Source organism: Endozoicomonas atrinae, from assembly GCF_001647025.1.
Lineage (GTDB): Bacteria > Pseudomonadota > Gammaproteobacteria > Pseudomonadales > Endozoicomonadaceae > Endozoicomonas > Endozoicomonas atrinae.
On sequence record NZ_LUKQ02000098.1, the window covers coordinates 1 to 20,342 of the forward strand.

19 protein-coding genes are annotated in these 20,342 nt (G+C 49.0%); 11 read left to right on the forward strand and 8 right to left on the reverse strand.

Annotated features, from left to right (window positions below; all coding sequences use genetic code 11):
• The 3 genes from AK963_RS14555 to AK963_RS31390 form a co-directional block, all read left to right on the forward strand.
• A partial coding sequence (locus AK963_RS14555; protein ID WP_175404527.1) for a recombinase RecT occupies positions 1-404 on the forward strand: 404 nt, incomplete at its 5' end.
• A gap of 29 nt (positions 405-433) precedes the next feature.
• Positions 434-649, forward strand: coding sequence for a hypothetical protein (locus tag AK963_RS14560; RefSeq protein ID WP_139117419.1), 216 nt, complete (start codon positions 434-436; stop codon positions 647-649).
• A gap of 14 nt (positions 650-663) precedes the next feature.
• Complete coding sequence (locus AK963_RS31390; RefSeq protein WP_083232664.1) at positions 664-1,026, forward strand: helix-turn-helix transcriptional regulator; 363 nt, start codon at positions 664-666, stop codon at positions 1,024-1,026.
• Between the two features lie 6 nt (positions 1,027-1,032).
• Here AK963_RS31390 and AK963_RS14570 read toward each other — a convergent pair whose 3' ends face one another.
• Positions 1,033-2,394, reverse strand: coding sequence for a tyrosine-type recombinase/integrase (locus AK963_RS14570; RefSeq protein WP_066016179.1), 1,362 nt, complete (start codon positions 2,392-2,394; stop codon positions 1,033-1,035).
• A gap of 1,014 nt (positions 2,395-3,408) precedes the next feature.
• A complete protein-coding gene (locus AK963_RS14575; protein ID WP_083232660.1) occupies positions 3,409-4,287 on the reverse strand; it encodes a lysophospholipid acyltransferase family protein in 879 nt (292 codons plus the stop codon).
• 130 nt (positions 4,288-4,417) lie between these two features.
• Here AK963_RS14575 and glnE point away from each other — a divergent pair, with 130 nt between their 5' ends.
• Both glnE and AK963_RS14585 read left to right on the forward strand, forming a co-directional pair.
• The gene (gene glnE, locus AK963_RS14580; RefSeq protein WP_066016180.1) at positions 4,418-7,402 is read left to right on the forward strand and encodes a bifunctional [glutamate--ammonia ligase]-adenylyl-L-tyrosine phosphorylase/[glutamate--ammonia-ligase] adenylyltransferase; all 2,985 of its coding nucleotides are present in this window, start codon (positions 4,418-4,420) and stop codon (positions 7,400-7,402) included.
• Positions 7,403-7,812: 410 nt separating this feature from the next.
• Complete coding sequence (locus AK963_RS14585; RefSeq protein ID WP_066016181.1) at positions 7,813-8,736, forward strand: branched-chain amino acid transaminase; 924 nt, start codon at positions 7,813-7,815, stop codon at positions 8,734-8,736.
• Positions 8,737-8,808: 72 nt separating this feature from the next.
• On the opposite strand, the gene AK963_RS14590 is transcribed toward AK963_RS14585, so the two are convergent.
• Positions 8,809-9,192 (reverse strand): NirD/YgiW/YdeI family stress tolerance protein, encoded by a 384-nt coding sequence (locus AK963_RS14590; RefSeq protein WP_066016182.1) that lies wholly within the window; start codon positions 9,190-9,192, stop codon positions 8,809-8,811.
• Between the two features lie 223 nt (positions 9,193-9,415).
• Here AK963_RS14590 and pepD point away from each other — a divergent pair, with 223 nt between their 5' ends.
• The 5 genes from pepD (at position 9,416) to AK963_RS14610 (ending at position 13,608) form a co-directional block, all read left to right on the forward strand.
• Positions 9,416-10,483 carry a beta-Ala-His dipeptidase gene (gene pepD, locus AK963_RS14595; RefSeq protein ID WP_238593737.1) on the forward strand — a complete coding sequence of 356 codons (1,068 nt, stop codon included), beginning with the start codon at positions 9,416-9,418 and terminating at the stop codon, positions 10,481-10,483.
• Complete coding sequence (locus AK963_RS35390; protein WP_238593738.1) at positions 10,473-10,871, forward strand: M20/M25/M40 family metallo-hydrolase; 399 nt, start codon at positions 10,473-10,475, stop codon at positions 10,869-10,871. The genes pepD and AK963_RS35390 overlap by 11 nt, the downstream gene beginning before the upstream one ends.
• 142 nt (positions 10,872-11,013) lie before the next feature.
• Positions 11,014-12,099, forward strand: a complete 1,086-nt coding sequence (gene waaF, locus AK963_RS14600; RefSeq protein WP_066016183.1) for a lipopolysaccharide heptosyltransferase II — start codon at positions 11,014-11,016, stop codon at positions 12,097-12,099.
• Positions 12,096-13,106 (forward strand): lipopolysaccharide heptosyltransferase I, encoded by a 1,011-nt coding sequence (gene waaC, locus AK963_RS14605; protein WP_066016184.1) that lies wholly within the window; start codon positions 12,096-12,098, stop codon positions 13,104-13,106. The genes waaF and waaC overlap by 4 nt, the downstream gene beginning before the upstream one ends.
• 253 nt (positions 13,107-13,359) lie before the next feature.
• Positions 13,360-13,608: an acyl carrier protein gene (locus AK963_RS14610; RefSeq protein WP_066016185.1), complete on the forward strand. Its 249-nt coding sequence runs from the start codon at positions 13,360-13,362 to the stop codon at positions 13,606-13,608.
• Positions 13,609-13,662: 54 nt separating this feature from the next.
• On the opposite strand, the gene AK963_RS14615 is transcribed toward AK963_RS14610, so the two are convergent.
• From AK963_RS14615 to argH, 3 genes are all read right to left on the reverse strand, one after another.
• Positions 13,663-14,934, reverse strand: coding sequence for a pyridoxal-dependent decarboxylase, exosortase A system-associated (locus AK963_RS14615; protein ID WP_238593739.1), 1,272 nt, complete (start codon positions 14,932-14,934; stop codon positions 13,663-13,665).
• The gene (locus AK963_RS14620) at positions 14,931-16,589 is read right to left on the reverse strand and encodes an acyl-CoA ligase (AMP-forming), exosortase A system-associated (RefSeq protein WP_066016186.1); all 1,659 of its coding nucleotides are present in this window, start codon (positions 16,587-16,589) and stop codon (positions 14,931-14,933) included. The genes AK963_RS14615 and AK963_RS14620 overlap by 4 nt, the downstream gene beginning before the upstream one ends.
• A 77-nt stretch (positions 16,590-16,666) precedes the next feature.
• Positions 16,667-18,076: an argininosuccinate lyase gene (gene argH / locus AK963_RS14625; RefSeq protein WP_066016187.1), complete on the reverse strand. Its 1,410-nt coding sequence runs from the start codon at positions 18,074-18,076 to the stop codon at positions 16,667-16,669.
• A gap of 221 nt (positions 18,077-18,297) precedes the next feature.
• Between argH and AK963_RS14630 the strand changes: the two genes are divergently transcribed.
• The gene (locus AK963_RS14630) at positions 18,298-19,416 is read left to right on the forward strand and encodes a sensor histidine kinase (protein ID WP_083232661.1); all 1,119 of its coding nucleotides are present in this window, start codon (positions 18,298-18,300) and stop codon (positions 19,414-19,416) included.
• A 182-nt stretch (positions 19,417-19,598) separates the two neighbouring features.
• On the opposite strand, the gene AK963_RS14635 is transcribed toward AK963_RS14630, so the two are convergent.
• Complete coding sequence (locus AK963_RS14635) at positions 19,599-19,832, reverse strand: hypothetical protein (RefSeq protein ID WP_066016188.1); 234 nt, start codon at positions 19,830-19,832, stop codon at positions 19,599-19,601.
• A 282-nt stretch (positions 19,833-20,114) separates the two neighbouring features.
• The coding region (locus tag AK963_RS14640; RefSeq protein WP_083232662.1) for a hypothetical protein at positions 20,115-20,342 on the reverse strand (228 nt) is incomplete at its 5' end.

Consider the following 20,342-nt stretch of genomic DNA (forward strand, 5'->3'; position numbering starts at 1 on the left):
CCCGGGTTATCCACAAGCCACGCCTGAATGGTGACCGTGGTGGTGTGCTGGGTGTCTACGCTGTGGCGCAGCTGCAGGGCGGTGGCTCTCAGGTGGAATACATGACCGTTGAGGAGATCATGAAAGTACGTGACTCCTCAAAAGCCAAAAACGACGGGCCGTGGCAGACGCACTTTGAAGAAATGGCAAAAAAGACCGTTGTCCGTCGGCTGTTTAAATACCTCCCGGTTTCTATTGAAGCTCTCACCGCTGTCGGTCTGGATGAACGGGCAGACGCAGGCCTGTCTCAACATAACGAGGCGCTGCTGCGTAACGATGACGGCGGTGTCGTGGTGGATATGGATACCGGTGAAATTATCGACGGCGCTGTCTCCAGTGCTGCGGATCTCAATAAGGCACTCTGATGGGAGCCTCCTCTAAAAAGGACAATCTTATGGATGAGAATGTATACGTGGTTTCTTTTGGCACGAATCAATGGTTGTTGGACTCGGTGGAGGATGCGGTAGTGCTGCTTAAACTGCTGACAAAAGCACAGCCAGTGTATGAAACCTTTCAGGGCGGTGAATTTGTTATCCAGCACTCAGATGTGGATAGCAAGCCCGAATTGAAGGTGCGTAACGTTTCCGAAATCGATGGCGAGCATTTATAAGGGAGGTGATGGTCATGGGTATTGAACGACTGATTGATACTGAATGCCTGCTGCAATGGACAGGCTATGCAACCCTCGACGAATTGGAGCGCTTTCTGAAGCGGCAAAATATCCGCTATGCCAAAACCGGTAAGGATCGGCTGGTGACAACTCAGGCTGCTATTGATGCCTGCTTCCTGCAGCTTCCTGGCAACACTGAAGACGACGAGCTTATTCGTGCTGCTGAAGTGGAAAAGCTAACAGGCCTCAATCGCATGGCGATCCATCGTGCGGAAAGGGACGGCAAGTTTCCGAACCGCATTCAGATCGGGCCTCGGTCTGTAGCTTGGAAACGTTCAGAAATCACTGCATGGGTGGAGCATCGGCGGTTAGGGTAATTTACCCTACCGCACCACCGTTCCTCTATATCTCTCTAACATCCTTTCTAATCCATCGTTCCATAAGTCCATCGCTTTTCGCTTCTGCTGAAAATATAGAAACTTGTCATAGTTGATGTCGGAAGTATCCATAGAGCCATGCCCATGCAATAGGTTTTTAGTGTGTTTATCTAGCTCCTCATAAACACCCAGCATGGTTTTAATCGTGGTTCTGGTTTCTCCCAGCGTTCGTTTCTGTATCCCTATACGTTCACAAAGCACCTGCATTGGTCTGTTCATGCGAGAATGATCCATATAGGTGTCTGTTCTGACCCCCGATCCTACTCTCCCAGGAAATGGATAAACACAATGACCGGTAATATCTTTTAATTCGGTTAGCTCTGCCATAGCCAGTTTATTTAGGGGCACTATGTGTGGCACCGGTTTGCCTCCCCTTTTCTTTTTCATGTTGTGTACTTCTAAATATGGATTTCCATACTGATTTTCATATTCAAGCTGGTAATGCTCCCAAGGAACCCTCAGAACCTGTTTAATGCGCTGACCAGCGTTCGCAATAGTAAAGCGGATAAATCGCCCTGTTATAGGGCCGTTGACTTTTATTGCGTTGTGCCAGATAGCCGCCAGTTCATGCTCTGGCCACTCATCCTTGCCTGGGTTCATGTATTTCTGATTTTGTTTGATGTGCTGTACGGGGTTGGCTATCAACCTAAATTCCTGATCTGCTGTGAGCATCATGCCGCTTTCTAAGGTCACGCTCATCATCTTATTAAATGCCGCTTTAATGTAGGTCAGCAGGTTGTTGGCGGTGGGGCCTTTATCCTCACTAAGAATTTGTTCAAAGATAGGAGCCAGGTGCATCCACTCTATATCCCTTGCCTGCATGGTCAATAACTCAGGAGCGTGTTTGTGAATGCGGTTAAAAAAACTACTCACGACCTGTTTTGTGCCAGGTTCTTTTAGCGTGTTTACATACTCATCAAGTAATCGTTTGAATGTTCCATAACCTTGTATCTGTGCTTGCTTCTTTCTTCTGCGTAGCCCTGACTCAGCTTTTTCCTTTTCCTTGTTGATAACTTCTTTCGGGTCTTTTCCCTGGCTTCTGATGTCGGCATATTCCATAGCCTTATCGTAACCTTGCGCCAGCGTTATGAATCCACTTTTTCTGAGGTGAGTGTATTTACCAAGTAATATGGTCTGACGTTTTTCATCAAAATAGTATTTGTAATAAAGCTCTGTTTTATTGGCTCTGACTTTAGCCATCAAAACACCGGGTTTTCCATCCAGCTTACCAGTCAACTCTCTTTTTATTTTTGTCCCACTTAGCTCTGTCTCTAACTCCGCTATAGCGGCATCACTAATACTGCTCATGGTTACTCCTTCTTTTTCTTTTTGTACTGATATATCACCATTAGATATTAGACGGCGCTTGTTTATATTTACATAATTTGGTCGCTGTTTTGGCCGTTTTTTTCGTTTTGGTCGCTGTTTTGGTCGCTGTTTGGGCGAAACATGCACGATAGTTCTGATATATATTGATACACTGACGCTTGTTAATAAGTCTTGTATTTATCTGATTTGATGGGGATTTTTTGGGAAATGTTAAACAGTGATCGTTTTGTTAAAAATTATCTGGAACTATCGTCATTAAATGCATACAAATCGGCTCCAAGATCGATAGAGCTGGGAACCTGACTGAGAATAGACTGCCAACAATGCAGGGCAATCTATTCTCAGCCAAACTCCCAGGTCAGGCGCAGACGAAACAAAGTCAGGGCAGGAATACGAATCCTGCCCTGACCCTGGATCAGAGTTTCCGGACATAATGGTCGGAATGGATCAGACAGCCCCTCCCATATGAGGTAATGCTCTTTATCTCGCCAGCTTCGCAGGTGAGTCTGATGCCCAGTTACCCTGCCAAGCGAGTAGCAATACTGCTGACCCTTACGCCTGTTGACGTATCAAACTGCCACACCAAACTTTGTGTTCGCTATTGTTAATGGTTGATCACTTGCAACATCAAGCATACCGAACAAATTTCGTCTAACAGCCCAAGCTTAAAAAAAAATTGATATTAATCAAATGTAATATAACTACAAGATAAGCAATTCCCGCAATGAGTAGCAGTACTTACGTGTAGTTTTTTTACAAAAAGTATTGATTTTTCAGGAAAAATCTCGCGCCACAAGTAACAAAAACAAACAATTCAACCCATTATCAGTCAACTCTGGAGTTTATTGGCTAAAAACCGAACTACCTCAGATTCTGCCGAGAGAAAATTTGATATTAGTCAATATATGGCACCATCAGGTAGCTAATTACCTATAAACAGGAATTTGAACTAGGAGGAATTTCGTACTTGATCAAGTCCAATGGGGCCACGATTCATTCATTACTTTTCCGCCTTCTTTTCCAACGGCGATGACTCCATAGGAATGTTTCCGGCTGTTCATAGATTGCAGCTTCCGCCGCCTTTACATAAGCATCAATAATCTGATGATTGTTTTTGTCTCTGGTATTTTCATAAGGGGGCACTGCCAGCTCTTTAAACTCAAGCTCATAGTAGCCACGCTCTAGTCGCCGACATTGAGCAAAAAAGACAGGGTATTGGGTCAGGAAGGCAATTTTTTCTGCGCCCAGATAAAAAGGCGCTTCTTTGTTGAGATAAGAGACCCAATAGCTGCGCTCACCTTCTACCGGAGTCTGGTCAGCCAGCATTACAAAAAGTCGGAAACCATTTTTGCGCTTAAGGATGTTCCGTCCAGCCTGTTTCATTGGAATGGGACGGGAGTTGAAGCGACTGCGAATCTCATGGATAAACTGATCCCAGCCTTTGTGGTGCAAAGGTTTGTAAACCGGATCAATAGGCACACCAAGATGTTGCGAAACGGCATGGAGCATCCACTCCCAGTTTCCCTGATGGATGGTTAACACAATAACTGGTTTGGCCTTCTCAACACCTCGCAGAGTGGATTGTCGAATTAGCTGTTCCCCACCTTTTATCCTGCAGCGCTTTTTAAAAGCCTTGCCATTCATCTGATGCGCTTTAATAACTTCCATAAAAAGATCTGCAAAGTGCCGGTAAAATTGCTTTGCCAAAAACCTTACTTCTTTTTCACTTTTTTCGGGAAAAGCCTGCTTGATGTTGTTACAGACAATATTTTTTCGATAACCACAAAGGTGGTATAGCGACAAATAAAAAAACCACCCCAACCGATAAATCAAAAAAAACGGTAAAAAGGACATTATTCGAATAATAAGCATGCCTGAAATATATTATTTCGTTAAAAACACCCATTATAGACACCGTCTGCATCTGACAAGGCCTGCGCCTACTGGCAGTCCCATAACCATTCCCATAAAATGGCTCCAGCAACTAGAAGAGAGCGGGTTTATGGAGTCACTCAAGGCACAATTCAGTCAACAATTAACTGCCTCCGGGTCACCTGAAATTATTCCTGAAGAGGTCAGGAACGTTGTCACTGCTCACTGGCAACAGTTTGTTGATATCAACCCGTCATTTACTCTTCCAGACAGCCTTTTTCCTGATAAGAATGATCAGCTAAGCCCTAAGCTAATGGATGAATTGATCCACTGCTGGGCAGGCAGTGACTTTGCCGCACAGCAGTGTATTCGTCACCCTGAGTGGCTTTCCAGCCTTCTGGAAAACCATGACAAACTCCCTGATTTCGCCCAAACCCATCCAGAACGTCTGCAAAAAGTGCTTGAAACTGTTGAGAATGAGCAGAATCTGATCAAGGCTCTCAGACTTTACCGTAACCAGGAAATGCTCCGAATTATCTGGCTCGATCTGAATCGTCGGGTCAGCATGCAGGAAACCACAGCAGATATGTCCGCCCTGGCTGACGCCTGCATTGATAGCGCACTCAACTGGCTTTATCAGGACTGCTGCCAGACCATGGGAACTCCCTATGGCACAAACATACCGGATGAAGAGCCAGTTCCCCAGAAAATGGTGGTACTGGGTATGGGCAAACTGGGTGCCAAAGACCTTAACCTCTCTTCAGACATCGACCTGATGTTCACCTACCCCTGCCAGGGGGAAACCCGTGGCTGCAAGAAGGTCATTACCAATCAGGAGTTTTTTATCCGCCTTGGCCAGAGACTGATCAAAGTGCTGGATTGTCAGAGTGCCGATGGTTTTGTCTTCAGGGTTGATATGCGACTACGACCTTATGGTTCCAGTGGAGCCCTGGCCATGAGCTTTGCTGCGATGGAGCAGTATTATCAGGACCAGGGGCGGGACTGGGAGCGTTACGCCATGCTGAAGGCTAGAGTGGTTGCCGGCAATATCCTTGCAGGCCAGCTACTGCTCAGCCAGCTACGCCCTTTCGTTTATCGTCGCTATATTGATTTTGGCTCCATCAGCGCCCTTCGGGAAATGAAGCAGCTGATCCGGCGGGAAGTAAAACGCAAAGGAATGGAGAGCAATATCAAGCTTGGGCCAGGAGGCATTCGCGAGATTGAGTTCATCATTCAGTCCTTCCAGCTAATCCATGGGGGACGTGATCGCAGCCTTCAGGAAAGAAACCTGCTGAGTGTTCTTTCAACCCTGCTGGACAAACATTATTTCTCTCCTGACGAAGCCAGTGAGTTGAAAGCCGCTTACATCTTCCTTCGCAACCTTGAACATGCCATTCAGGCTATTGCCGACCGACAGACTCAGGATCTGCCGAAAAGCTCAGAAACTCAGGCACGGGTCGCATTCAGCATGGGACAAAAAGACTGGTCCGAATTGCTCAGTACACTGGAAGAACACCGCCAGCACGTCACTACCCACTTCGATGCGGTTATCGCCGATCCTGAAACCACAAATACCAAAGAGTCTCACAGCGACCAGTGGGAAGCCCTATGGCTTGGCCAGCTCAGTGAGGAAGAAGAGCAACAGCTGATGGTACAGCAGGGCTTCAAGGATATTGACGCCTCTTGGAAACGCCTGGTTTCTCTACGTGATGGAAAAGCCATCACCCGAGTTCGCAGGCAGAGCCGTGACCGACTGGATAAATTTATTCCTTTGCTGTTGAGAGTGGCTGCCAGCTCCACTGAGCCTGATACTTTTTTACTGCGAATTCTTCCGCTGATTGAGGCTGTATTACGTCGAACGGCTTACCTGGTTCTGCTCATCGAAAACCCTGCCGCCTTGGAGCACCTTGGCAAACTCTGTATTGCCAGCCCATGGATTGCGGAACAGATTGCCCGCTTTCCTGCGCTTCTGGATGAGTTCCTCAACCTTGGTGACCTCTACAATCCACCGGAAAAAGAAGCATTGGCTGATGAACTGCGACAGCAACTGGCTCATATTCCGGAAGATGATCTTGAAAACCAGATGGAAGTACTGCGTCACTTCAAGATGGCCCATGTCTTACGAGTAACAGCTGCTCAGGTTTCCGGCACGCTGCCTTTGATGAAAGAGAGTGATTACCTGACCTGGATTGCTGAAGTGATTCTTGATTCTGTTCTTGCCATTGCCTGGCGAAACCTGATCGAAAAGCATGGAATGCCTCAGGATACTGACGGCAACCTGTGTGATCCGGGCTTCATTATTGTTGGCTACGGCAAGCTTGGCGGTATTGAGTTAGGCCCGGGCTCTGATCTTGACCTGGTATTTATCCATAACGGAGGAACCAATAAAGAGACCAATGGCCCAAGGGCTATTGACAGTACAACCTTCTATACCCGCCTTGGTCAGCGAATCATCCATATTCTGACGACGCAGACACCCTCCGGAATCCTTTACGATGCGGACATGAGGCTACGCCCATCCGGCTCTAAAGGGTTACTGGTCAACTCCCTCACTTACTTTGAGAAATACCAGAAAGAGGATGCCTGGACCTGGGAACATCAAGCCCTGGTACGTGCACGGGTAATTGCTGGTGACCCTAAGCTTGCACAGAAATTTGAAAGTCTGAGGTCAGACATCCTCAAGCAGGAACGGGATATTAAAAAACTGCGTGATGATGTTGTGGACATGCGCCAGAAAATGCGGGAACACCTGGGTACCAGGCCAACAGCCACTTCATCTAATAGTGGTGGAGTGTTCCATTTAAAACATGACCCGGGTGGCATCGTGGATATTGAGTTTCTGATGCAGTTTGCTGTTCTACGGTACTCAAGCCAGCACCCTTCACTGTTGAAGTGGACCGACAATGTGCGGATCTCTGAAGAACTGGAAACCGTGGGACTTCTCAGCAAGGACGATGCCTACCAGCTCCGGGAGGCCTACAAAACCTTCCGGCTCTGCATCCATCAAAAGGCATTACAGAATGAAGATCCTTTAGCCGAAGAGGCGGTTGCAGAAAGCCTTCGCCAAAATGTGATTTCCATCTGGGATGGATGTATGGACGTGGAAGAATCATGAATAGTCGAATATCCCGACTAAACTGAGCTTTGGCATCCTGCGTTTTTTATGATCCAATAGCGACTAGTCAGAACTCTGTTACCAACGGATGCTGATTGATGTCACCCTGTAAGGTCATTGTCACCAAAACCCACAGGGAAAACGATGATAGAAGACAGCCTCCTGAATCGAAGATTTCATTCCGTGTCACACCCTGACACGGGAAATTGATTCATATAGCCAGGCCCACTTAAGCATGCATGTCCCCGCTTTTCAGTAATAAAGCAACTGAAGCGAAAACAGCAGGGCCTGGGAGGCTGCCTGAGGGTAGATTACTCTCAGGCAGCCTCCAGGGCGGTGACCGCTGACAACAAACGGAACACCTTCCCAAAAGAACAAGCCATAAAACAATTTAAAACTGGAGTTTCCCGATGTCTTTCGCCGATCGTGATGGCGTTATCTGGTTAGATGGAGAGTTAGTACCCTGGCGTGAAGCCAAAACTCATGTCCTGACCCACACCCTTCATTACGGGATGGGGGTTTTTGAGGGCGTCAGAGCCTATAACACGCCAAAAGGGCCAGCCATTTTCCGCCTGAAGGAACACACTGACCGCCTGTTTCGCAGTGCCCATATCCTGAGAATGGAAATTCCCTACAGCAAGGAAGAGCTGAACGAAGCACAGAAGCTCGTCGTTCGCGAGAATGGTCTGGACGAAGCCTACCTGCGCCCAATGTGTTTCCTGGGCTCAGAAGGCATGGGATTAAGAGCTGAAAGTCTTCAGGTTCATACCATGGTTGCTGCCTGGAACTGGCCGTCTTACATGTCTCCAGAAGCACTTGAGCGTGGCATAAAAATCCGCACCTCTTCTTATACACGACACCATGTAAATATCACCATGTGCAAAGCCAAAGCCAATGGTAATTACATGAACTCTATGCTGGCTCTGCGGGAAGCACTGGACAGTGGCTGTGAAGAAGCGCTGCTTCTGGATAATGAAGGTTATGTCGCTGAAGGCAGTGGAGAGAATATCTTTATTGTGAAAGAGGATGGCATTCTCTATACACCGGAACTGACTTCCTGCCTGGAAGGCATTACCCGGGACACCATCATCCAGTTTGCCAGAGAGCTTGGACTGGAAGTCCGGGAAAAGCGTATCACCCGTGATGAAGTGTATATTGCTCAAGAAGCATTTTTTACCGGTACGGCTGCGGAAGTTATGCCTATCTGTGAACACGATGGGCGCAAGATTGGCTGCGGCAAGCGTGGTCCGATTACCGAAAAGCTTCAGTCCATGTACTTTGACCAGGTTCGTGGCAAGCGTCAGGAAAACCCTGAGTGGTTAAGCCTTTGCTAAAGTAACAGACAATGGCTAACTTTCTGAAAAATGACAGTTAGCCTGTTGTACTCTCTGTGTGCTTTCGTTACCCTACTGGCTGATGATGCGCAGTGATTTTACGTCTATTTCAACGCCTGACCTCCGATCAACATCCACCTCACCCATAATCTCTACTTTGGTTTTTGCATTGACCGGTTGTGATGGAAAGTCCTTATCATCAATGTCCGCCATGATCTCACCGGTGCCGTCACTGAACATATAGGTTTCATGCTTTATCTTGCGAACCAGATTCCCCTTAAGAACAACTCGCATATCATCCTGAGGCTTCTTCAGAATAGCTGATACCGTTGTGCTGCCAACATCTGAACCAGGCCCGGTATAAGCCCCTTCAGCAACCAGCACAGTGGATGCAAGCAGAACTGCGTAAAACCAGCAGACCAGTTTTTGCTTTAGAAAAACATTGTAGAATTTCATCGCCAAAACATCCTTACACTGACTTATATATCAACTGGAAGAATAGGAGAAAAAGTCGATACCGCCACAGTTCTTCTGTTACTAACTGACGACTGTTTTACACTTTATAAAGCAACAAAGTAGAAAACCCTCATTGATGTTTACCCCCAACGCCCCCACTATACGGCTACTGCAAATAAATATTCCGATACAGCAGTCAACATAATTAGCACTGGAGTCTTAAATGAGCGCTATCCATGAACTGCAGCCTCACGCGCTATGGCAGCACTTTTCCGCCATATGTGATATTCCCCACCCTTCTTTCCATGAAGAACAGATTCGTGAGCACCTGATTGGCTTTGCCAAAGAGCACAATCTTGAGTGGCAGTCCGATGCGGTAGGCAATGTCATCATTCGCAAGAATGCGACTCCCGGTATGGAAAACCGTGCTGGAGTTATTCTTCAAGGCCATATGGATATGGTGCCTCAGAAAAATAACGACACAGTTCATGACTTCCCGACTGACCCCATTAAAGCGTATATCGATGGAGACTGGGTTACTGCAGAGGGCACGACCCTGGGTGCCGATAATGGTATCGGCATGGCTGCAGCGCTGGCGGTATTAGCTTCCAAAGATCTGCAGCATGGTCCTGTTGAAGCCCTGTTCACGGCTACTGAAGAGACCGGAATGATCGGCGCTCAAGGGCTTCAGCAAGGTATTCTGGAAGGCAAGATTCTTCTGAATCTGGATACTGAAGATGAGGGTGAGCTCTATATTGGCTGTGCTGGCGGTACCCGTATCGAAATTAATGGTGATTATTCAACTGAATCAGCCCAGGATGGATTGGTCTTCAAAACACTGTACATTTCCGGACTCAAAGGCGGCCATTCAGGATGTGATATTCATCTGGGCAGAGGCAATGCGATCAAACTGCTGATCCGTGCCCTTCATCGCCTGGAGGCAGAAGGTGTCCGTATCGCCAGCCTGAACGGTGGTTCCCTGGCCAATGCCATCCCCCGTGAAGCGTCTGCCACCATTGCCATCCCTGAGTCATCACTGGTCGCTTGTAACAACATTATTGATCAGTGCAGTAATGAACTGACTGCAGAGCTGGCTGTTGTGGAGCCGAACCTGAAACTGACTCTGAGTGATTCAGTACCTGCTGCTGAGCTGATGTCTGTTCAGGATCAGAACAAGTGGGTAGCTGCAGTGGATGCCTGTCCAAATGGTGCTCAGAGAATGAGTGACTCCATTGAAGGCGTGGTAGAAACCTCTTTGAACATGGGTGTTCTGACCATTAATGAATGGTAAGATCAAAGCCCATATTCTGCCAAGAAGCCTGGTAGGCAGCTGTAATGACGCTCTGAGTGATGCGGTAGCCGGTCTGTTCAGAATGCTGGACGCCGAAGTTATCTTCTCCGACAGCTACCCGGGCTGGAAACCAGACCCAGACTCCCAGATTCTGGCCACAATGAAGCGGGTTTATGCTGAGCTGTACGGCCAGGCGCCCGGCGTTAAAGTCGTTCATGCCGGTCTGGAATGTGGCCTGCTGGGCAGCAAATACCCAGAGTGGGACATGATCTCCTTTGGACCAACCATCCGCTTCCCGCACTCTCCGGATGAGAAAGTACATATCCAGAGCGTTGCCAAGTTCTGGGATCTGTTGGTTGCTACACTGAAGGCCGTTCCAGAGGCTTAATTCTATCTAATGAGGCTCTCCAGCCTTGGAGAGCCTTGCTCACCAGCCTGCAAAAAGTAGACTGGCATCGCCTCTTACTTTTTACATATTCCAAACACCGCTTATAATTCCTCCCCATTCAATATAAGGAATTCCAGACGGGATGAAATATCTCATCGTCGGTCCCTCATGGGTGGGGGACATGGTAATGGCACAAACGCTGTTCATTGCCCTAAAACAACAACATCCTGATGCCATAATCGATGTACTTGCGCCAGCCTGGAGCCTGCCGATCATTGAGCGCATGCCCGAAGTTCGCAGAGGTATTGATATGCCTCTGGGGCATGGCAAACTCGGGCTTAAAGCCCGCTACCAGCTCGGCAAAAGCCTGAGAGCGGAAGGCTACACACACTCCATCGCTTTGCCCAACTCGTTCAAATCGGCGCTGGTTCCTCTGTGGGCACACATCAAACACCGCATTGGCTGGCGCGGAGAAATGCGCTACGGGCTACTGAATGACATTCGCAAGCTGGATAAAAGCAAATACCCTCTTATGGTTGAGCGATTTGTCGCCCTCGCCTATCCGGACGGTGCCTCACTACCAAAGCCCCTGCCAATTCCAGCACTTCAGGTAAATGATAATACGGTCAGCAAAGTCCTCCGCCACTATGACCTGCATACCGACATGCCCATTCTGGCACTTTGCCCGGGTGCTGAGTTTGGCCCCTCAAAGCAGTGGCCAACCGGATACTATGCGGAAGTAGCACGATCCCTTTCTGAGCAGGGATGGCAGGTCTGGCTGTTTGGCTCAGCCAAAGACAAAGCGATCACATCAGAAATCAAAAACTGCCTGCCTGATTCATTACAGCACCACTGTCATAATATGGCTGGCGAAACCTCTCTGGCCGATGCCATCGACCTGCTCTCCTATGCCAGCGCTGTGGTCAGTAATGACTCAGGCCTGATGCACATAGCCGCAGCACTGAATCGGCCACTGGTTGCCGTTTACGGCTCCACCACTGCCGATCATACGCCGCCAATGAATAAAAACAGTGAAACACTGTCAATGAAGCTGGATTGCAGCCCATGCTTCAAACGGGAGTGCCCGCTTGGGCATATGAACTGCATGAAGCAACTGTCTCCTGATAGGGTTCTGGCAGCCATCACTCATCTGACAGCCCATCAGGAAAATAAGCATGAAGAGCATCCTGAAATGAAGCTGGTAGAAGAAGGGAGTGATTCCCGTTGACTCAACCAAAGCGTGTTCTGGTGGTAAAGACCTCCTCCATGGGGGATGTCATCCACACCCTTCCAGCACTGACGGATGCTGCATCAGCACTGCCCGGCATCCGTTTTGACTGGGTCGTGGAGGAGAGTTTTTCCGAGATTCCAGCCTGGCATCCTGCTGTTGACCAGGTTATTCCCGTCGCTGTTCGCCGCTGGCGCAAGTCTTTGATTCAAACCTGGAAGTCCGGGGAGTGGCAGCAATTCAAAAAGATCATTGGTGCCAGTAACTACGATGTAGTGATTGATGCTCAGGGCTTGTTGAAAAGCGCTTTCCTTGCCAGTAAAGCCAGGGGGCCTCGATTTGGGTTGGATAAACATTCTGCCCGCGAACCCATTGCCAGCCGCTTTTACCAGTTTCCTCAATCAGTCGCATGGGAACAGCACGCCGTTGAGCGTGTTCGACAGCTCTTTGCCAAGTCCCTTGCTTATGTACTACCCAAAGCGCCAGGCCAGTTTCTGCTGAACAAAGACAAGTTTCCCAAGGGGCTGGTAAATGAAAAGCCTTATGTGGTGTTTATTCATGGCACTACCTGGCCCACAAAACACTGGCCTGAAAACTACTGGTGCGAGTTGGCTCAGAAAGTAAATCAGGCTGGGTTTCATGTCGTACTGCCCTGGGGTAATGACACTGAAAAGGCCAGAGCAGAGCGCATCGCCAGTGCAAGCAGCCAGGCAACAGTGCTACCGAAACTGTCACTGGCCGAAGTTGCCGGTGTCATTTGTGAAGCTCAGGCTGCAGTTGCTGTTGATACCGGCCTCGGGCATTTAACGGCAGCATTGGAAACACCCGCGGTCTCTCTCTATGGCCCTACCAGCCCAGTAAAAGTCGGTGCTTATGGCATGGGTCAGAAGCACTTGACCCTTGAGCAGTGTCCAACCGGTGAGTTTCCTAAAACAGACCCTGAAATTTTTGCACCGATGACACCGGGTTTAGTCTGGCAGGCACTGGACTCACAGATAAAATGTTAATCACAAAATAGAAGTTTCCGTTTATTTCATGCTGACGACCACAGTTGCGCCATCGTCGGAAAATGCCTAAAGTTGCCGATTTTTAATCAATCAAAGATTCAAACCACGCCACGAGGCTGGATTAAAAGGTAAGGCGAAGTAACGAGTCATAGCCTGAGCTGTGATGAGGAGATTCAACGATGGATTTTAATTCAGATACCCTGCCCGGCAGTCGATTTGAATCTGCGATTGAAACAAACCCTCGGGATGATAAATGACCAAGCTGGAACAAATGAACGCCATTTTGGCAGATCTTCTCAAGCTGGACACCAGTGCGTTCAACGAACAGACTGAGCTACTGGGAGCCCTTCCGGAGTTCGACTCTATGGCAGTGGTAGGGTTGATTACTGCAATGGAAGAAACGTTTGGAATTGCAGTCAATGACGATGATCTGGATGCCGAACTATTTGAAACCGTTGGCTCTGTTCTTTCGTATGTAGACACTGCTGGGGCAGAAGCCTGATTGTCCCAGCTATTTATTTCCAGGCCAGAATGATTCCGGCCTGGCTTTCTCTGGTTAGATTAACAGCTCAACCACTTCTGGGTGTCCGAGAAATTTTTGTGGACTGGCTGTCGCGCCATACGCGCCGGACTGCAGAACAACAATAAAGTCTCCCACCTCTGCCTTTGGCAACGCCAGTTTTGCTCCCACTATATCCAGAGGAGTGCAGAGCGGCCCAACCACCTCAACCACCTCAACCACCTCCTGATCCTCACTTTCCAGGCTGTGAGCCAGAACAACAGGGTAATTTTTACGGATTACCTGGCCAAAATTGCCCGAGTTTGACAGGTGATGGTGTAACCCTCCATTGGTCATCAGGAAAGTCTGCCCACGGGATTCCTTTTTATCCGTCACCTGACAAATATAATACCCCGCCTCACCCACCAGCCAGCGCCCAAGCTCCATCACAATCTCTGATGACTTGAGAGACTCAGGACGATGATCCAGAAGCTGCTGCAGGTTTTCTGCAATACCTTCGATGTTCAGCGCCTGTTCTCCGGGAAAATAGGGAATTCCCAGGCCCCCACCGATATTTATATGCTTTACCGGGGCAGAAACCTGGTCAGCTAACCTCGCGGCTAGCTCAAAAGTTTGCTGATGACACTCTATCAAAGATTCCGCTTTTAAGTTCTGCGATCCAGAGAAAATATGAAACCCTTGAAAGTCCAGTTTATCCAAATCAAGTGCCAATAAAATAGACGGCATTTGTTCAGCATCGATACCAAACTGTTTGGGACCACCAGCCATTTTCATCCCAGAGGTCTTTAATTCAAAGTCCGGGTTCACACGAAAGGCTATGCGCGGGCGAATACCCATTTCCTGATGACAAAGGTACAGCCTTTGCAGCTCAAGGGGAGACTCAATGTTGATGGTAATACCAGCAGCAACGGCGGCTCTCAGTTCATGCTCGCCCTTTGCTGGCCCAGCAAAACTGATATTAGCAGCATCCATACCCGCGCCCAGGGCAACCAGCATTTCTCGATGGGAAGCCACATCCAGCCCATCAACACACTGCGCCATATGACCAACAACCGCAGGCATTGGGTTGGCTTTAATGGCGTAGTGAAGCTTCAACTCGGCAGGCATTTGCTGTCGGAACTGAGCAACTCTTTGTGTCAGAGCCTGTCGGTCGTAGATGTAGCAGGGTGAAGAGCCTGCAATATTCACCAGCTCAGCAGCAGTACGCCCGGCAATCAGTAATTGATTGTTTCTGGACTGGAGAGCCTCCAGCCGATGATGTCCTTTACTCATACTCTCTTTCACAGGGCTCTTCACAAGGCTATTCACGAAAAAAGTGCCTCCTCATGATCATCCTGAAAAAGCCTTCGGTATTCTTCCAGTAATGGCTTGCGATCAATTTTTCCATTGGGGTTTCTGGAAAGAGCAGGTTGCTGAATAACGCGCATGGGCACCATATAGGCGGGCAGGCATTGCTGACAGTGGCGGATCAGTGATGGTTCATCAATCGCACTGCTGTCACTGCTCACCACGACCAACACAATAGCCTGCCCCAAACGGGAGTGAGGGACACCGATGGCAGCCACTTCTGCCACCAGCCCGGATGAGTAGACCACCTCTTCCACTTCCGTTGGACTGACCCGATAACCGGATGTTTTGATCATATCGTCGCGACGCCCGACAAAATAAAGATAACCTTCGTCATCTTTGCGCACGATATCACCCGACCAGACCGCCAGCTCCTTATTGGGAATTTCTGGGATAGCGCAGGGGGCAGGTCTGAAACGCTCGGCGGTTCGCTCCAGGTCATTCCAGTACCCCATGCTGACCAGAGCTCCTCGATGGACAAGCTCGCCGGGCTCATGGGGTCCACAGATCTCGCCCAGTTCATTGATCACCATCACATCCGCATTGGGAATGGCTTTACCCATAGACCCAGGCCGTAAATCAACCTGCTCGGGAGGAAGAAAGCAGGAACGGAATGCCTCGGTTAAACCATACATCAAGTAAGGCTTGGCATAACGAAAACGCTTTCGCAGTACAGCCAACGTAGCCGTCGGCATGGCGCCGCCGGTATTGGTAAAGTAACGCAGGCTGTCACCCGCCCCTTCTGGCCATGGCAGATCGGCAATCTGAACCCAGAGAGGAGGAACCAGGCCAAGTCCGGTGATCTGTTGCTTCTCAACCGTTTTAATGACATCCCTTGGGAGAAGATATTCCAGCAGGTAACAACTGGCACCGACCAGAAATGCCGTTGTCAGCTGGCTGAAACCGTAATCAAAACTGAATGGCAGAACACAGAGCAGGCGATCTTCCGGTGTATTGCCGAGATACTCTGCAACACTGCTGGCACCCGTCACCATATTCCGGTGAGACAGGACAACACCTTTGGGCTTTCCAGTACTGCCAGAGGTATAAAGAATCGCCGCCATATCCGCATCAATAGACGACACAGGTTCCCACCAGGCGCAGGGCTTGAGGAAATTCGCCCAGCTGAGCATATTTGCTGACTGCCTGTTTGCAAAAGTACCATCCAGGGGACTGTTATTCAAAGAGTCCGCATCGGCATAGCTATCAAATACAAGCTCAGCATCAACAAGAATGATATGAATCAAGTCATGACACTGGTGGATTTCAGCTTCTAACTGCTGATATCGAGCCTTGTTCGTTATCAGGACTCGAACATTGCAGTCTTTGAGAATGTGAAAGACCTGTGGTGCTTTCAGAACCGGGTTTACCGGCACCATGACGCCACCAGCCGCGGTTGCACCGAAGAAGCTGAAGACAGCCTCGGGCGTTTTAGGCAGGTAGATCGCCACCCGTTCATGCTGGGCAAGCCCCAGCTTCTGCAACCCGGCTGCAACCGAACAAATCTGGCGAGAAACAGTCTGGTAATCAAACCACTGGTCTTTGCAGCCCAGGGCTTTTGAGGAAGGCGAACGCTCTGCCTGCCGCAAAACAATCTGGTGTAACAACAAGCTCATGGGTTTAAAAACGGCTCAAAAGTATATCAACCATGGTGGTTGTTCTATTCCCATGGGAATAGAACAACCACCACTCTTTAAAATGTTTTACGGGCATTCAACACTGCCAGTCTGACCTGCTCTGGTGCCGTACCACCGAGATGATTACGGGCACTCACAGAACCTTCCAGCGTCAGGACATCAAATACATCCTGCTCAATAGTATCAGAGAAGACTTGAAGCTCAGCCAACGTCATCTCAGACAGGTCTCGACCTTCCTGAATACCAAAGGCCACAGCCTTTCCGACCACTTCATGGGCATTCCTGAATGGCATTCCGCGGCGCACCAGGTAATCAGCCAGATCGGTAGCGGTACTGAAACCTCTGCGAGCCGCTTCCAGCATGCTTTCTTTGCGCGCCTGAATATGCGGCACCATATCAGCAAATGCCCGCAGACAATCCTTGAGCGTATCCACCGTATCAAACAGTGGCTCCTTATCTTCCTGATTGTCTTTGTTGTAAGCCAACGGCTGGGATTTCATTAATGTCAGCAAAGACACGAGATGACCATTAACCCGCCCTGTTTTGCCTCTGACCAGTTCAGGCACATCCGGGTTCTTCTTCTGAGGCATAATGGAAGAGCCGGTACAGAAGCGGTCGGGAAGATCAATAAAGTTAAACTGTGCAGAAGTCCAGAGTACCAGCTCTTCAGACATGCGCGACAGATGGGTCATGATGAGGGCGCCAGCTGCGCAGAACTCAATGGCAAAGTCTCGGTCACTTACGGAGTCCAGAGAGTTTCGGGAAGGACGATCAAAACCAAGGGCTGATGCTGTGAATTCCCGATCGATAGGGTAGGTGGTTCCCGCCAGTGCGGCAGCCCCCAGAGGACTGATATTGACACGCTTGCGGCAGTCCTGCAGGCGCTCATAATCACGTACCAGCATCTCATACCAGGCCATAAGATGATGGCCGAACGTCACCGGCTGTGCTGTCTGCAGATGGGTAAAACCCGGCATGATGGTGTCTGCTTCACGCTCGGCAACATCCAAAAGCCCGCTCTGAAGACGCTTGAGCTCTTCTGATAGAGTGTCAATCTCATCACGCAGCCATAAACGAATATCGGTAGCGACCTGGTCATTTCTGGAACGCCCGGTATGAAGCTTTTTGCCGGCAGCGCCAATACGATCCGTCAGGCGAGCCTCGATATTCATATGGATATCTTCAAGTTCTATGGACCAGTCAATACGGTCCTTCTCAATATCGTCAAGAATACCTTCCAGGCCGGAGGTAATGGCATTCAGTTCATCTTCACTCAGAATACCCGCCTGATGCAGCATCTGTGCATGAGCCATGGATCCCTGGATATCATGCCGGTACAGGCGTCGATCAAAATCAATGGAAGCGGTAAAACGGGCAACAAAGGCATCAACACCTTCACTGAAACGCCCACCCCACTGCTGGTTACTGCTCTTTTCACCCTTCTCTGCTGAATGATCTGACGACATTGATCTCTTCCCCACCCTGTTCTCATTTTTTAAAGACGAACGTACAATCAATGCCGATCCGTCATTGGGCATTGAGAGCTGAGGCATTATATCGGTGTCATGAATTGATTGCATCGCTCACAGTCTCCTTCAGGACAAGAGAATAGACATGCTTCCGATAACAATGATGAATCGCTTCTCATTCTTGAGAGGCTGTCTGAGACGAAAATCCCCTGAGAAGTATGGATTCTCACAATCGAAGTGAGAGCAAGAGCCGCAGCATTATGATCCAAACCCAGCACAACAAAGATGACTTTTTTCTGCCCGACCTTGGCTCTGGTCAGTCCGTGTTTATGCTGGTGTTGATTTCAGAACTGTTTGTTCTGGTTCAGGTCCTTGCCCTGCCCGGCGATATCGACTTCAGCTGGACACGACTGGCTATGCTGTCACTCTTTGTTCAGTGGATTGTGCTTTCCAGCAGCGCCTTTCTCTATCTGGCCAGACCTTTTCTGAAGAAGCTTCCCACCTGGCAGTCTGTCATGATCTCTCTATTGGGAGTGCAGATCATTACGCTGCTGCTTACTCTGCTCTCTCAGGCTTTACTATCCCCTATTCACTTTGAACCTGACTGGCAGCAGGTCAATCGCAACCTGCTGGCTGCACTGATTATCTCCGCGATGCTGCTGCGCTATTTTTACATCCAGTACGAAGTCAATTTGCAACAACACGTTATCCACAATGCCCGCCTCGACTCACTGCAGGCGAATATCCGCCCTCATTTCCTGTTTAATTCGATGAACATCATTGCCAGCCTGATTCAGATTAACCCTGAAAAGGCGGAACAGGCAGTGGAAGACCTCTCGGATCTCTTCAGAGCCAGCCTGCAGAATAGAAGTGCTGTCGTTCCCATCCAGAAAGAGATACAGATCAGCGAAAGTTACCTGAGAATCGAGCAGCAAAGGCTGGGCGATCGCCTTGAGATCCAATGGCAGATCGGCGAACTTCCAGATCGACTGGCCATTCCTCCCTTTACATTGCAGCCATTGGCTGAGAACGCCGTTTACCATGGCATCCAGCCTCTGGAGGCCGGTGGCTGCATTACGATCTCCATCAATATTGACCACCAAATGGTTCAGATTTCTGTAAAAAATCCGATGCCATATACAGAGACCATTTCAAAAGGCAATCAGATTGCTCTGAACAATATCCGCTCTCGTCTGGAAATGCTCTATGGCAGCAAAGCCAGCCTCACCACGGATATCCAGGAGCATTCCGGTGCCAAATGGTTCACGGCGCAGGTGCAATATCCCTGCCGATGGGATAACACAATTGATAATTTGCTGACTGGAACCGATCACTGAACAATGAATGTCCTGATTGTTGATTAGGAAACCCTAGACAGGTACTAATTTTTATAGTCATATTTTCCTTTAATAATCTTAGAGTTATATAGAATTGGTACATTAGTTAAGTGGCTGTTACTTTTGTTTTCCCCTATTAGTGGCTGTAGTGGTGGCTGTCTTTGCCTTTCAGGTGGCTATTCCTATATCTCAGCCTCATAAACCGCCAGCCCCGGTACTTCGGCTTTGACCACCCGGTCTTCTATTAGTGCCTTATTCCCTGGCACGACTGTTTCTCCCTGAACTCTGATACTCGTTCCATCTCTCAATGTTGCGGTGCTGGTTCCGTCGCCGTTGTTGCTGGTGATGGTGACGACGGTTCTGGCTCCTTCGGGAATCAGGGATTTGAATTGCTGCCAGATGTTGGTAGTGGCCATTGCTTTTTATCCGTATGCTAAGGTTAAAATGCATCTGTTTATTTAAAGGGTTTTCGGATGCACAAGCCCCGGATTTTTCGCTGTCCGGGCACTTATTTCTCTACAGCAAAAAGTTCCCCGTCCTCCATCATGTAGTCGTACTCATCGTCTTGATGTGGACCGGGGCAGCTGCACTCCCAATAATGTGTATTGCAATCCTCGCAGAATGCTTCGCCTCACATTTCGCAATCCGGACAATCGGCAGCAAATTTCACTTTTCTTTTTTCCGGCATGTCATCGTCCTTAGTAATGCCTTTCAAGCTCCACGCTCTGGATAACGGCGTTTAATCCCCCTGAGACACTGATATGGGTTCGCAGGCAGAGCCCTTGCCAGTCACCGGTTATGTCCTGAACCTCGACCAGCATCCCTGGCTCAATGAGTCCGGGGGCGGTGTTGGTGTCGGTCAGCGGCAGTTCGATGGTGGTGATGCTCTGGTGACCGCCTTTGGCCAGTTCGTTCCGGCCTCGCTC

Bases quoted from the DNA above. Each gene is read 5' to 3' on its own strand.
- AK963_RS14560 (WP_139117419.1), top strand. From the start codon at position 434: ATGGATGAGAATGTATACGTGGTTTCTTTTGGCACGAATCAATGGTTG.
- AK963_RS31390 (WP_083232664.1), top strand. From the start codon at position 664: ATGGGTATTGAACGACTGATTGATACTGAATGCCTGCTGCAATGGACA.
- AK963_RS14570 (WP_066016179.1), bottom strand. From the start codon at position 2,394: ATGAGCAGTATTAGTGATGCCGCTATAGCGGAGTTAGAGACAGAGCTA.
- AK963_RS14575 (WP_083232660.1), bottom strand. From the start codon at position 4,287: ATGCTTATTATTCGAATAATGTCCTTTTTACCGTTTTTTTTGATTTAT.
- glnE (WP_066016180.1), top strand. From the start codon at position 4,418: ATGGAGTCACTCAAGGCACAATTCAGTCAACAATTAACTGCCTCCGGG.
- AK963_RS14585 (WP_066016181.1), top strand. From the start codon at position 7,813: ATGTCTTTCGCCGATCGTGATGGCGTTATCTGGTTAGATGGAGAGTTA.
- AK963_RS14590 (WP_066016182.1), bottom strand. From the start codon at position 9,192: ATGAAATTCTACAATGTTTTTCTAAAGCAAAAACTGGTCTGCTGGTTT.
- pepD (WP_238593737.1), top strand. From the start codon at position 9,416: ATGAGCGCTATCCATGAACTGCAGCCTCACGCGCTATGGCAGCACTTT.
- AK963_RS35390 (WP_238593738.1), top strand. From the start codon at position 10,473: ATGAATGGTAAGATCAAAGCCCATATTCTGCCAAGAAGCCTGGTAGGC.
- waaF (WP_066016183.1), top strand. From the start codon at position 11,014: ATGAAATATCTCATCGTCGGTCCCTCATGGGTGGGGGACATGGTAATG.
- AK963_RS14610 (WP_066016185.1), top strand. From the start codon at position 13,360: ATGACCAAGCTGGAACAAATGAACGCCATTTTGGCAGATCTTCTCAAG.
- AK963_RS14620 (WP_066016186.1), bottom strand. From the start codon at position 16,589: ATGAGCTTGTTGTTACACCAGATTGTTTTGCGGCAGGCAGAGCGTTCG.
- argH (WP_066016187.1), bottom strand. From the start codon at position 18,076: ATGTCGTCAGATCATTCAGCAGAGAAGGGTGAAAAGAGCAGTAACCAG.
- AK963_RS14630 (WP_083232661.1), top strand. From the start codon at position 18,298: ATGGATTCTCACAATCGAAGTGAGAGCAAGAGCCGCAGCATTATGATC.
- AK963_RS14635 (WP_066016188.1), bottom strand. From the start codon at position 19,832: ATGGCCACTACCAACATCTGGCAGCAATTCAAATCCCTGATTCCCGAA.